We start from the raw sequence: 12561 nt of genomic DNA on the forward strand, positions 1-12561 counted from the left end.
CAGTCAAGTGAGGCAGCGGATACTCTCCTGCTGCCTCCAGGAATTACTGGGTACTTTTCTTTCCGGATCAAATGGGAGGGCAAGGGAATGGTGTCGCTGCTGCAACCGTTGACGGTGGCGCCATAATCATTGCCCCCTGTTCGGATCCGCGTTCCGCGCGCAGAGGTATTGCGGGTTCGGACCACTTGAGGTCGTTCCGGTTGAAAGGCTGGTCCGCGGTGACAGAACGGAACAATCTCTTTGCTGGTCCATCCAGCAGTTCCACACGGCCGGGATAGCTGGAATCACGCCAGGGTGTGGTCAAAAAGCGGATATTGTCGAACGATATCCCGCGTACGGCGAGAGCCAGTTTCATCATTAGACCGGGAGTGAGATCCGGATCTGTCGTGATGGATTTGCCGGCTACGTTCAGCAAGCTGAACAACCTGACAGGATTTATCAGCGCACCATCGCCCACTACCTTCCTTGCCAAAGCAGACAGGAATTGCTGCTGGCGCTGAATACGACCTATGTCAGTTCCATTGCTCAGACCGTGGCGGACCCTGACATAGCCAAGAGCCTGTTCGCCGCGCAAAACCTGCAATCCGGATGGCAGGTCAAGCCCGACATAGCGGTCATGGATTGGTTGGGGAAGACACACCTCCACTCCCCCCGCTGCATCCACCAGCATCTTGAACCCGGTAAAATCGACCATGACGAAATGGTCAATATGGATTCCGGTGAGGGTCTCCATGGTTTTCCAGATGCATCCGATACCCCCGGCACTATATGACGAGTTGATAATGCCGCGCTGGGCCCGTTGTCCTGGAAAACTGTTCCGGGAGACACATCTTGGTAGTTGGACACGCAAATCCCGCGGGAAGCTGATGACCGCCAGTTCTTTCCGATAGGCCGGCAGGTGCACGAGCATGATCGTATCCGTGCGCTCGCCGCGAAGGGCGGGACCCTTTCCCTCTCGCCGATCCGACCCGACCACAAGGATGTTCATTGCATCAGGGGATGCTTTGGCGGGCCGCTTGTCCCCCAGTTCATCGCTCGCGACTTTGATGTATCGGATATTGGTGACCATTGTAAAATACGTGATACCCGCACCGAGGAGCAGTAACGATGCGACGCCGGCTGCGATCAATATCGACCAGAATATCCAGCGGCGTATTTGTGTCGGCGGATTCTGTTCCGGATTGAGTGACTCTTCGGTCAAATTCATTGTCCACTTAATGCGCTAGCGGATAATCCAGCTATTGTGCCAGGAGCCAGAATACATCGGGGCATTGCAAGTGTAATCCCAAATCTCGTCTTGCTGATTTGGAACTTCGGCGGCCACTGCGCGTTTTTGACAATGGTGTCTTCGGCAGCCGGATTATACGACAGCATAAAGGAGAGTTTGATGGAGCCCGGCATGTCCGATTGGTGGTCTGTCCATTGTGGCTGCTCTCCCATCATCGCAACAGCAATTCATAATGGCGATTTGGTGCGCTCTTCGGTGGAAGAAGTCATGACCATATCGAGGGACGAACGATTGCGTGAAGAAGATCCCTTTACCGAGTTTCTTATTCGGGATGTTCCCAATCGTATCATCTTCCACAGGTCACGATTTGAAGTGGATTTGAATCGCGCCAGAGATCAGGCAGTTTATGTATCTCCCGAACAGGCATGGGGAATAAATGTCTGGAAGACGAAGCCAGGCAAGGAGCTTGTTGAAGAATCCCTGAAACTTCATGATGCCTATTATGGCATGTTGCGGGAATTCTTGACCGAGCACGAGAAGCGGCACGGGCGCTTCGTTGTTCTGGATACTCACAGCTATAATCACCGACGTGACGGCCCGGATGCGCCGCATGGCGACCCAAAAAAAATGCCCGAAATAAACATTGGTACCTTTTCCATGGACAGAGATCGCTGGGCGTTCCTGATTGATCCATTCATTGAAAAGTTGCGTGCTTTGACGTTTTGCGGCCGTTCTTTGGATGTTCGCGAGAACATATCGTTTCAAGGTAAGGGCGAGCAGACCCGTTTCATTCATGAGGCTTTTCCGCAAAACGGATGCGCCATCGCGATTGAATTCAAAAAATTCTTCATGGACGAGTGGACCGGACAACCTGATGAGAACGCCTTGAAGGAGCTCCGCGCACTCATCGCCTCTGTGCTGCCTGTGCTGGAGGAAAGGTTGCAGCCAAAATGAACCAGATCGACGTGACCTCAACTGCGGATGCCGTGTTCACAAAAGCCGTAGCCTTGCTGAAGACCGGTAAAGCGGTTCGGCTTGATCTGGAAGGTGGCGGGCGCCTTCATATTGACCGGCCCCTGCCATTTCTTTGCATCCACCTTCTAACCGGGCGGGATGCCGGGGCGGCCTATGATGTTGCCTCGGCCAATGCATCATATCTTATCGCTTCCAGTATCGAGTCCGCTATCTGTTGCATCCATAGTGTGGGGGCTTTTCTGAAGGCGCATTTCGGAACCTTTGTTGTTCTCGATGTGGGCGAGCTCGAGCGGGATACGATGCTTAACGAGGATGCGCCTTATCTGCCTCCCTTTGAGATCACTTTGTCCGGTACGAACCAGCTGGAAATGAGAGATGCTCTAAAGAATTTCGCGGCCGCCGTGAAAGCCGTCGTGGCAAAATTCAGGATGCCCCGCCTCATTGAGCTTGTGCCAGAGGAGGACGAGCATGCCGAGCTTGCAAGAAGGTTGCCGGATGTACCTTGTCTGACTGTGCGTTTTGCGCCCATCTACCGCGTGCCTGAATCAGAAAATATCTACCCGGATCTGCGCGACAGGGTAGTAGCAAACATCTTTGATGCAGGCCTGCAGGCAATCGCTGCGTTTCTGGAAGCGAACCGGACGATCGAATTTACAGGCCATCGGGCCCTTGGCAGACGTGCCTTTGTCGATCCGGTGACCAAGGCGGATCGCACAATCGATGAGATCGCCTCCACATTTGACTTCCTGCTTGCCGTTACGCCGATCAACGCCGAGGCCGCGTGGAAGGAATTCAAATCAAACAGATTCGAGCGCGCTCCCCGGCTGCTTTACCGGCCGTTGACGGTTGAAATCGACGTCGAAAAGAAAAAGCTGTTCTCCATTCCCTTTGACAGATTCGAGGACCCGGTCCTTTCGACACTCTATCGCGAAAAACAGCAGGAGCTGGATTTGCAATTGTCATTGATTTCAGCGCGAGAAACGCCGCGATTCATTGAGTTGGGGAGGGCGCTCTATGGCCGTGTCGAGTCTGATTTGCTGATTGCGGCCGAGAGAATATTGACGGAAACTGCGGATATGGGCCAAGTGGGTGAAGGTGATGCTGATAATGCCGATTGCTACGAGGTGATGCGGGCGGCGGAAGTTATGATCGATGCCTATCAGCAGCTATACTCAGGTTTCGAGGCCACAATCGAGCTGCGAGACGATCTGCCTGCAGGCTTGATGGTTTCCGGACCCCGTCTGTTGATTTCCCGCAATACCAGTATGGTACGCGGCAGGCTGAATGCGCTGCTGAGCCACGAAATTGGTGTTCATCTTTTGACTTACTTCAATGGTTCGGCACAAGGTTTGCGAATCTTCCGCTCCGGACTGGCTGGATATGAAGGGTTGCAGGAAGGTCTTGCCGTGTTTGCCGAGTACCTTGTTGGCGGTATGACGCGCGCGAGAATAAGACTTGTCGCAGCCCGTGTTGTCGCTTGCGCGAATATGTTGAACGGCGCATCATTCGTAGAAACGTTCAACGCACTCGTTCAAAAACACGGTTTCAGCCAGGCTCAGGCATTCAACCTGACAATCCGGCTCTATCGGGGCGGCGGTCTCGCCAAGGATGCGATTTACCTGCGCGGTCTGCTTGAAGTGCTAAGGCATTTGAAAAGGGGTGGAAGCCTTGCCCCGTTCTGGATGGGGAAAATCGCTGCATCGCATTTTGGCGTGATGCAGGAACTCAACTCGCGGGGACTTTTGAGGGCACCCGTAGTCGATCCGTCCTTTCTTTCGCATCCCGGTGCAAAGAAAGGTTTGGAACGTGCACGTTCCGGACTTTCGCCTGTCGGGATGGTCTCGGCATAAACTCCACTTGAAGGGATTTTTATGCGCATAGCATTTTTCGTCAATTCGATAGAAGCCGAAACCCCGCATTTCACCACGACGTTGCTGGCGTTTGCAGCGCTTGCTCGAGGTCACGAGATTCTTTATTTGACGCCGGGTGATTTTGTCCTGCGGTCAGATAACAGTCTGATGGTCAGTGCCAGGGTCTTGCCGCCCGCGAAGTACAAGAAGGTGGAAACCTTCCATAAGGATCTGCAGGGCGAAAAATTATCGACCAAAATAATCGATGTCCGTGAGATCGACGTTATTCTTTTAAGAAATGACCCGTCGCAGGATGCGATAGAGCGTCCATGGGCGGCCCATGCCGGCGCCATGTTTGGCCGTCTTGCATCAGAACGTGGAGTGCTGGTGGTCAACGATCCCGCAGGTCTCGGACTTGCCCAGAACAAACTGTATTTTCAGGATTTCCCGGAGCAGGTGCGCCCGGTTACCCTGATTTCCAAAAACATTGATGAGATTCGAACTTTTATCGATGGGCAGCCGAAGGGCGCTATCGTAAAGCCGCTGCAGGGATCGGGCGGAAAACACGTGTTCAAGATAGAATCTCCGAAAGATTCCAATCTGAACCAGATATTTGAGGCCGTGAGCGGAGAAGGATATCTCATTGCCCAAGGCTATCTTCCGGAAGCCAGGGGTGGCGATGTCAGGCTTTTTCTCATGAACGGGAAGCCGCTGGAGCGCAATGGCAAGTATGCCGCTCTGCGGCGGGTACCGGCGAAGGGTGAGGTGCGGTCCAATATTCATGTTGCCGGGACACCCGAAAAGGTCGAGGTAACCGGCAAGATGCTCGAAGTCGCGGAGATGGTGCGACCAAAGCTCATAGAGGATGGAATGTTTCTCGTCGGTCTCGATATTGTCGGAGACAAGATACTTGAAATCAATGTCTTTACGCCCGGAGGGCTGTGGAACATTTCACAAATGTACAAGACTGATTTTGCCGAGAGCATCATCATGGCGCTCGAAAGCAAGATCCTGATACGGCAGGCCTATCCGGCAACGCTTTCCAACATCCGCCTGGCAACATTGTAAAGCTGCGGGGATTGTCATTTTCGATGATAATCAGGCTATGCCGGAACCTTGAGCTGGATGGGCTGCTTCTTTTTGACCATTTATCGAAAGGTTCACGATCATGACACTCAAGGCACTTGCCATTAATTGCACGTTGAAGGTCGATGGAAAATCGTCAACGCAAAAGATGATCGATCTGATTGCTGAGTCGCTTGAGCTTTTTGATGTTGAAACATCGTCTATTCGCCTCGCAGAATTTAACGTCAGACCGGGTGAACCATGTTTGAAGCTTTTTGCGCTTCTATCCTCCATGAAACTTTACCTTCACCTTTCGATGTGCTTCCACGAAAGCAATCGTAAATCTATAGCTTCATAATTTTGGTATATGCATAAGAAATCAAGTTATAGCTTTATTTATCGTGCAGGCAGAAGCTCTGTCGACATATGGTTGCGAAAAAGGTCAACTTGCGGCAGAGGCGCTTACTTATGAAAGCTGCGAATCAATTCTGGCTCAGATATGTGCCATCCAAGCGTGTGAAGCTTGGCACTGCCCTTTCAACTTTCTCCGCGGTCCGCAATCTCTTTGTACCGCCCACCGCGCTTGCAGTTCACGTCCATCTTATGAGCGCATTTCCACACCGGAAATCCGTCACGGATGTTGCCGCCTGAAGTCTGGCATCCAACGATCCGCTCCTTCGCAGCTGCAAGCTTGGCGGTGGCCTTTTTGGACAGCGTGACGGTAACGTCGAATCCCATATCGCTCTGGGCTGTCTCCGGAACGACCCATGTCAACAGAGTGGTGTTGCAATCGCCATTGCGAGCGACGAGCTATAGCGTTTTGTGATCCGCTTCCTTCACACACGATGATCAGGCGGTTAGAACCAGTCGCCGGTCTCGTCGCAATCAATCTGTTGCAAGACATATCAGTCTGCGGCGGGAACGGGTCAGCTTATGTCCCCTGCCTGACATTTCAGATAGCCCCTTCAAAGTTTTGACGCGGGATTGCGTCAGGCCGTCCATGCACTGCGCAATGAGCATCGGCATCATGCTTCCTCCTGTCCCTCCTGCTGGGAAAGCGCACATCGTTTTCCAGCTTGCTGCTGGACACACGAAACCTGCCAGTCCTGGTAGGTTTCGTGGAGTGAAGATGCTCCACCGGGAAGAGCAGATATCAGATCCTTGGCGAAGGCCGGAACCGCCATCAACCCTGCGATAAACGCTGAGATTGTAAGAAAGGTTTTCTGTTCATGATTACCATTGGTTCCATTTTAGAAATCGAGTGATGCGCACTGTTGCCTGTTGGTGCGGACATTTGGTGGGTTGCGGGGTTGATGTGGCTGGGCCTGGTCAAAAGCTCGCTCCAAGCTTTTCAATTATATAACGCAATCGTCAGTCCGGCTGGAACACAATGAAAGAGATGCGAGCTGTTCGTGTCATCTCCCTTTGTTCGGCAAGTGCTTTCTTGCCACATTCTCGAAAACAAAAAAGATTATGGTTAGGAACAACACGATTGCGCCGCAAGTGATCGCGGTTCTGGGCCACCCATTAATAAACCGCCGATGCCGAACGTCGTTGCTATCGAAATCGTTAGGAGGACAAGTTTTCTGAGCATTAACAGGCCCTTTCCGGCGCAGCGCCAAAAGTATGTGGCAAATGCAATGATCTATGTTGGACGTGCGCAGGTCAACTGGACCTGGATTTTCCTGTTGGCGATCAAAGCCGGTTCACTCGCAAGGACGAGCGTCTTCGTCCCGTCATTTTTGATCGTGATAACACCTTCCTGCAATACTTCTCGCACACCTCCTAAATCTACGCTGCTCTTATAGGTCGCCAGCGCCGAATAGCATCCGCATTCACCAATTGACTTGTGTAATTGAAAACTCGCGCTGGCTGAAACGACGTTCGTTTCGGTCACAGTTTTTTTGGCCTTGACCATCACACACGCCGCCAGCTCATTCTGGAGAGCAACGCTGCCAGTATCGGCTGCAGCTGGCGCACTACAGAACATTGCGGAAAGAACCGCACCTCTTATCAGATCATGCATGGGCGTCTCCTCGTTCTAGCGCGATGGCAATTGTTTAATGCAGCCCAGAATGTCCGTATCGCAAATGGGAGCTTCGGAACGTGTTGCCGGATCATCAAGCCAGCGATGATATGCGCTGCGAATTTCGACGTCTTTATAGCTATAGATTTTCGCCTTCTTGTTGATCCGGCTGGCTTCCAGCGCCTTTGGCGTTACGGCCATATGAAAGCTCAGCTCGTTGAACTGCCAGATCTTCCAGTCCTTTTGCCGCTCGATGACGCGTACATGGTAATAGGGGTCGTCTGGCCTCTCCGGTCGAACTTTATAAACATCAGCCCACCGCACGACTTTGGGCGAGACAGACAGAACAATGCTTTCCTGATGATCCTGTGCTTGCGCCGGGACGCCAGCGAGTATGTAAAGAATTGCCAGAGGCACATTCAATCTCAAGAGTTTCGACATTGATTTCCTTTTATCTCGCCCTGTCGGTTGGCTGAAAGGCAGGCGGAATTGCCCGGGTATCATCAAGATCGCCATACACTACAAAAACGGGAAACCTCCAAAAGAAGATGGAGATTAGGCAACGCCACGCGCCGACCGCTCCAGGGAGACTGCATATATACCATAAGCGTTCAGGAGCGGCAGGAGCGTTGAACGTTCCACCTGACTATCGCATACTATCAGTTCAACAAATCTACCATACTGTTTGCCATATAAAGTATTCCGCAGACAGCCTTCCCGGCTGTTCCGGGACTGCTCCAAAGCGATCTTTCCAATTTTCGGCATTAGCCCAAGATATATGAGTCCGCAAAGCAGCCCAAGGAAGAGTACGGTCGGCAATTGCCTTACACATCATGCCGGATGTTGAGATGCGGTGAGTATCGAATAAGTTCATTCGTATGCGTTTTGATTCTCTGTCGCCACCAAGTCAGCGACCCCGTTATGGCATGCAGTTGCAGCGATCGCGCCGGTGGCCCTCGTTGTTCTCGTCGGTTCGCGAATTCCATTGCCCGGTATCAATACGGCTGCTCGGGCCGAGCAGGCGACCTACTCGTCCAACGATGCGATGGCGCGGTTCTCTATCTTTGCTTAGCGGTGGCCGGCATTCAGGTCCTTGTGTGCGTAGGAATGGGATTTCTGAAGCAGGCTACATCTTCTTCGTTCAACCCCGGTAGCGGGATGCTTATCGTGTGCGTCACGGTCCTGCCGGCTCTCAGACGGTCACCGGACAGGCGCTTCGGGTTGGGGTCGTGATATGTGTTTTAAAGATTATACCGGGATTTGATTTGTCACCTCTGGCGTCGGGCGTGCAGCAAGTCCCCCTCATGGGAGGCTTCCGCGGCTTTCCGATCATTATGTTTAGCTATCCAATTGCATTAATGCTTGGAATCCGCGCATTTTTTGCAGCCCGATATCTTGGGTGGCTGACTTGAGGGCGGTGCTGGTAGCGTTTGATGGTGGATATCATGAACCCCTGGCATCCATCATTCTTGGCTTTGCCGCTATGGCGGCACACGGCACAGTTGTCGCGGGGGTTATTTTGGATAATCGCCTTGTGGCAAAGCAACGGCGGTTGCGTTAAATCTCCGTCAATCAGGATTTCACCCTCTCTAGCAAGCACCCCAAACCCTTGCAAAATCGTCCAGGAAATGAGCCAATCTTATGAAGCCTCCCTTTTTACCCGCCTGTCTGATTGCTCTATTTCTGTCTGCGAGCGTTCCGGCTTTGGCCGACACGGTTGAAACGTCTATTCAGAACGCTTTTGAAGCGATGGCTTCCGCTGAAACCGAGGAAGCATTCTATGGCGCGGCGCGTACCGCTATCGCGCTTGGAAGCGATGCTCTGCCGGATCTGACTAAACGTCTGGCAGCAGTGAAGGATGACGATGAACGCATCAATATCTTCTATGTGCTTGCCAATATTGTAGGTCCGATGAAATTCAAGCGAGAAGTGATCGAGTTGCCGCCCGAACTGGTCTCTCTTACCGGTAAACTGCTTATTGAGACGAGAAATCTGCAGCTTGAAGCCAATCTTGCCAATTTTAGCGTTGTAGTTCCCCACCCGGCCGAATTCGGCCCGGGACTGCTCGCCCTGCTGGAGCGAACGGAAAACAAGGCTTTGCGCGCCACGACTTCGGCAGCGATCGTTTATCAGGGAAAAGAGGTTCTGCCACTCGTGCTGAAAGCCTTCTACAGCAGCACCAATGACCGGTTCAGCGGTGACCTCGCACATTTGCTCGCCGATACGGAACTCAACGAACGGTCGATTGCCAAATTGCAGGATTTGCTTAAATCCGACAATGCCGGGGCGCGCCAGTCAGCTGCGCGAACCCTCGACAGGGTGGGCCTAAAAAGCGGTGATTTACTGGAATCTGCTTTGAAAGATCTCGCTTCCGCCCGAACAGAAGTCGAATTGAGTTTTGCAGCCGAGAACGTCAAGAAACAGACTGACGGCAGCGAGCGAGTCGCCGCCGCTCTTGCCAGCGCATTCGAACGGGCACACAGGCTCGAGGAGCGAGCCATGCTTGTGTCTGCACTGCTGGCGACCGGCGAGCTCGGAAAGAAGCAGCTTTTTGTCGTGTTGCAGGCCTCAAACGATGCGGAGGAGGTCGGTGATCTGATGAGAGTCATGAACAGCAGCCTTCAGGATGATCCGCGGTTGACTTCCGCTTATATCGCCATCCTGAAGCGGACTGACGACGAAAAGGTCAGCGACGCAGCAATCCTTGGTCTCGTGATGACACGAAAGACCGGTCAGGAAGCCATAAAGGTGGTGGTGAACGAGACATCAGCCGATGATCGTTTACATCGCAGGCTCACAAAGGCGGCCAGATCGTTCCCCTCGGATAAGACTTCAGACTGACGAGCGGCCCTGTTGTTCGTAGATGAGGTGGGCTTTCTTCTAAAAAAGTCGGACACACAATAAATGCGGACCGGGAGATAATAATAATTGCGATGGATTGTGTTATGACAAAAGCGCGCTTCCATCATTGACGAAAAGGTTGCAACACAACTTTCTCGACTACCAAGGGTGTTCCGACTTCGGTCTATTGCAGCAGGATCTCGGTGGTCGTGGCGTCAAGCGTTTTACAGAAAAACCATCTTCTACGCTTTCAACCTTCTGTATCTCGATGGCCCCGATCTTACGAAACTGGACCTGACCGAGCGGACTGCCATAAGAGCGTGTCGTAATCCTCCTCAATCGAACCGGCTGACCCATTTTAGCGTTTCTTCAAGCGCGTCCAATGGCTTCGGCGCATCGATCAGCGGGTGTTGATGCTCATCGAAGCGAATTGGTTTCAGCGACCGGGCAACCGTTCGATAAGTTGCCGGAACTTGTCCCAGGTTGACGTCGCCCAGTTCGGGCCGATCACCCGCTTGAATGACGATGCCGCCATCGTAGGGATAGATAGGACATAGATCGCCCAGCTCCTCAGCTAGCTTGAACCCGCCCCCAAGCTCATCTACGAACCCGTCGTCGATGAACGTCAACCAGTTGACTGTCCGTATCGCCCGCTTGCGCAGACGATTCATCCGGACAGACCATCTTGAGTGCTCGGGTATATCAAGCCCGGGAAAACGTTTCGCAAACGGAAAAGCCAGCAGACGATCATCCAGACCTTGCCTGCCCTCGTTGAACAGGATCGACAAGCCGGCAGTGCCATAGGCGGGTTTTAGTTTCTCGCACCACGATCGGATAAGAAAACTGTATTGGTCGTAACCGACCTGTTCGGGCCAACTAGCCGGCAGATAGATGCCAATGCTGGAAAATTTACGATTCTCCGTGTGGCCTATCGCTTCTGCATAATAGAGCGTCGGATCATCAACGTCTCCTCCGTCCGGATAACCGAACAGTGAGGCCTCAAAGCCTTCATCCTTTTTCAGATTGTCCGGCGTGCGCACGCGCTCAAGTACATAGTTGTCGTAATCAATCTTTTTCAACGAACGAAGCCGGCGGGCATCATGCGGAATATAGTGGGTGACCTTCTCGGCAAAGACTTTCTTGTATTCGAAAAGAACCTCAGCCATCCGATGGCGCTTTTCGACACTTGTGGCGTCCTGGACTATAAAATCAATGTAATGGCCAAAACGCAGCATCGGTGTACCGCGAGCCGAAGCGACGCCGATCTTATCGAGAAAGCTCCAATCCAGTGATTTTGCCGTAAGCTGGATTTCTTCTGTCATCTCCCATCCTCTTGATTTATGCAGGGAATGGCTGCTGCCTTAACGCGCCTACTCACACATAGTGTCATGGCTTCACAGGCAGATTCAATCGTTCGCGAAGATCGTCCGTTGCCACCTGCGTAACGAAGTCGGTATGGATCATGGTTGCTATGGCAGACGGCGTCCGGGGATAAGCGGACAATGACGCGATGACAGTCACCAGGTCGCCTTTGACGACAAGCAGCGTCTTTGCACGAATCTTCTCCTCGCTTCCCTGCAATGTGACTGCATCTATGTACCCGCGATTTTGATCGCCGATTGTCTCATCGCCCTCCAGCATGAAGACCGCTTCCTCGTTGAGTGTATGCCCAACGTTGGGCCGGAGATTCTCCAACTCGATGCCAACGACGGTGGCCGCAAGCTGCCGCAACTGTTCGTCCGTCGGAGACAAGGTTGACTTGTCGCTGGGAAAAAACATGATCGAGACGGCGGTGTTTCCGTTTGGATCCTTCGAATCGATAAAGAGCGTGCCTGAATAGGGTTTTCCCGCTCCTCGGTCTTCCGCGATTTTTTGCCAGTTCCCAGGCAGCCGGAATGAATAATCGGCATTGGCCTTCGCCGGGAGCTTCAGCCGTTGCAGGGAACTCTCCACGCTGTCTTCCACCGGCTGATCGAAGGCCAGCGATCCCAGAAAGCGCGCAATCAACGGCTCTGCTTTGGCGGCCTGATCCTGACCGTAGCTGGCCCGCACGATGAGGAGGGACGTTCTCCGCCGCCAGACGCCCACCCGTTCGAAGCGGTCGAAGCCATTTCCGGCCGTTGCCGCGAAAACATCGCCCCTATCCCTGCCATGGCTTTTCATCGCCGAAGGAGCGGCCGCCCATTCCATGACGAAAAGCCGGGCATAATCCAGCGACCGGGCGACTTTCTCCGGTTTGATTTCCGCCGTCAGCACCTGAATTTCGAGATGGTCGCGGCTGACGGGATCATAGCCGGCCGTCTGCTGCGTCACCGAGGTGAACACTCCGTATTTTTCCATGTCGGGGATGGGCTTTTGACCGGGAAACCACATGAAATCTTCCAGCTTGGCGGAATGAAAATCGAGAAATGGAAGCTCCGGAAACGAGAATGCTTCAGACTCTGCCGAGCTTTTTTCCAACTGCAAATGTTGCTGATTACCTTCGGCCATAGCGAACTTTCCCACAGGAATCGCGATACAAAACATCAGGGCCAGGCAGACACGACTCGATCGAATAAACAGCTGGTTCATCATCT

Annotated in this window: 11 protein-coding genes; 6 read left to right on the forward strand and 5 right to left on the reverse strand. The window is 52.9% G+C overall.

Going from position 1 to position 12561, the window contains the following annotated elements; translation table 11 throughout:
- Positions 1–67 precede the first annotated feature (67 nt).
- The gene (locus ABKW30_RS09905) at positions 68–1201 is read right to left on the reverse strand and encodes an LCP family protein (protein WP_348598726.1); all 1134 of its coding nucleotides are present in this window, start codon (positions 1199–1201) and stop codon (positions 68–70) included.
- 198 nt (positions 1202–1399) lie between these two features.
- On the opposite strand from ABKW30_RS09905, the gene ABKW30_RS09910 reads away from it, so the two are divergent.
- The 4 genes from ABKW30_RS09910 (at position 1400) to ABKW30_RS09925 (ending at position 5769) form a co-directional block, all read left to right on the forward strand.
- Positions 1400–2182 carry an N-formylglutamate amidohydrolase gene (locus ABKW30_RS09910; protein WP_348598727.1) on the forward strand — a complete coding sequence of 261 codons (783 nt, stop codon included), beginning with the start codon at positions 1400–1402 and terminating at the stop codon, positions 2180–2182.
- The gene (locus tag ABKW30_RS09915; protein ID WP_348598728.1) at positions 2179–4053 is read left to right on the forward strand and encodes a flavohemoglobin expression-modulating QEGLA motif protein; all 1875 of its coding nucleotides are present in this window, start codon (positions 2179–2181) and stop codon (positions 4051–4053) included. The genes ABKW30_RS09910 and ABKW30_RS09915 overlap by 4 nt, the downstream gene beginning before the upstream one ends.
- Before the next feature lie 21 nt (positions 4054–4074).
- Positions 4075–5121, forward strand: coding sequence for a glutathione synthetase (locus ABKW30_RS09920; RefSeq protein ID WP_348598729.1), 1047 nt, complete (start codon positions 4075–4077; stop codon positions 5119–5121).
- A 465-nt stretch (positions 5122–5586) separates the two neighbouring features.
- Positions 5587–5769: a hypothetical protein gene (locus tag ABKW30_RS09925; RefSeq protein WP_348598730.1), complete on the forward strand. Its 183-nt coding sequence runs from the start codon at positions 5587–5589 to the stop codon at positions 5767–5769.
- Positions 5770–6763: 994 nt separating this feature from the next.
- Here ABKW30_RS09925 and ABKW30_RS09930 read toward each other — a convergent pair.
- Both ABKW30_RS09930 and ABKW30_RS09935 read right to left on the reverse strand, forming a co-directional pair.
- Entirely contained in the window at positions 6764–7144 is a 381-nt protein-coding gene (locus tag ABKW30_RS09930; protein ID WP_348598731.1) for a DUF2195 family protein, read from the reverse strand.
- Positions 7145–7159: 15 nt separating this feature from the next.
- Positions 7160–7585, reverse strand: coding sequence for a DUF5086 domain-containing protein (locus ABKW30_RS09935; RefSeq protein ID WP_348598732.1), 426 nt, complete (start codon positions 7583–7585; stop codon positions 7160–7162).
- A gap of 958 nt (positions 7586–8543) precedes the next feature.
- On the opposite strand from ABKW30_RS09935, the gene ABKW30_RS09940 reads away from it, so the two are divergent.
- Both ABKW30_RS09940 and ABKW30_RS09945 read left to right on the forward strand, forming a co-directional pair.
- Entirely contained in the window at positions 8544–8705 is a 162-nt protein-coding gene (locus tag ABKW30_RS09940; RefSeq protein WP_348598733.1) for a hypothetical protein, read from the forward strand.
- Between the two features lie 80 nt (positions 8706–8785).
- Entirely contained in the window at positions 8786–9985 is a 1200-nt protein-coding gene (locus tag ABKW30_RS09945) for a hypothetical protein (protein ID WP_348598734.1), read from the forward strand.
- Positions 9986–10320: 335 nt separating this feature from the next.
- On the opposite strand, the gene ABKW30_RS09950 is transcribed toward ABKW30_RS09945, so the two are convergent.
- Complete coding sequence (locus tag ABKW30_RS09950; protein ID WP_348598735.1) at positions 10321–11307, reverse strand: type VI immunity family protein; 987 nt, start codon at positions 11305–11307, stop codon at positions 10321–10323.
- A gap of 64 nt (positions 11308–11371) precedes the next feature.
- Positions 11372–12475: a hypothetical protein gene (locus ABKW30_RS09955; RefSeq protein WP_348598736.1), complete on the reverse strand. Its 1104-nt coding sequence runs from the start codon at positions 12473–12475 to the stop codon at positions 11372–11374.
- Positions 12476–12561 lie beyond the last annotated feature (86 nt).

The organism is Phyllobacterium sp. SB3, assembly GCF_040009165.1.
Taxonomy (GTDB): domain Bacteria; phylum Pseudomonadota; class Alphaproteobacteria; order Rhizobiales; family Rhizobiaceae; genus Phyllobacterium.

What these genes read in the sequence shown, in the direction of transcription:
- ABKW30_RS09910 (WP_348598727.1), top strand. Translation starts at nt 1,400, where the DNA reads ATGTCCGATTGGTGGTCTGTCCATTGTGGCTGCTCTCCCATCATCGCA.
- ABKW30_RS09915 (WP_348598728.1), top strand. Translation starts at nt 2,179, where the DNA reads ATGAACCAGATCGACGTGACCTCAACTGCGGATGCCGTGTTCACAAAA.
- ABKW30_RS09920 (WP_348598729.1), top strand. Translation starts at nt 4,075, where the DNA reads ATGCGCATAGCATTTTTCGTCAATTCGATAGAAGCCGAAACCCCGCAT.
- ABKW30_RS09925 (WP_348598730.1), top strand. Translation starts at nt 5,587, where the DNA reads ATGAAAGCTGCGAATCAATTCTGGCTCAGATATGTGCCATCCAAGCGT.
- ABKW30_RS09930 (WP_348598731.1), bottom strand. Translation starts at nt 7,144, where the DNA reads ATGCATGATCTGATAAGAGGTGCGGTTCTTTCCGCAATGTTCTGTAGT.
- ABKW30_RS09935 (WP_348598732.1), bottom strand. Translation starts at nt 7,585, where the DNA reads ATGTCGAAACTCTTGAGATTGAATGTGCCTCTGGCAATTCTTTACATA.
- ABKW30_RS09945 (WP_348598734.1), top strand. Translation starts at nt 8,786, where the DNA reads ATGAAGCCTCCCTTTTTACCCGCCTGTCTGATTGCTCTATTTCTGTCT.
- ABKW30_RS09950 (WP_348598735.1), bottom strand. Translation starts at nt 11,307, where the DNA reads ATGACAGAAGAAATCCAGCTTACGGCAAAATCACTGGATTGGAGCTTT.
- ABKW30_RS09955 (WP_348598736.1), bottom strand. Translation starts at nt 12,475, where the DNA reads ATGGCCGAAGGTAATCAGCAACATTTGCAGTTGGAAAAAAGCTCGGCA.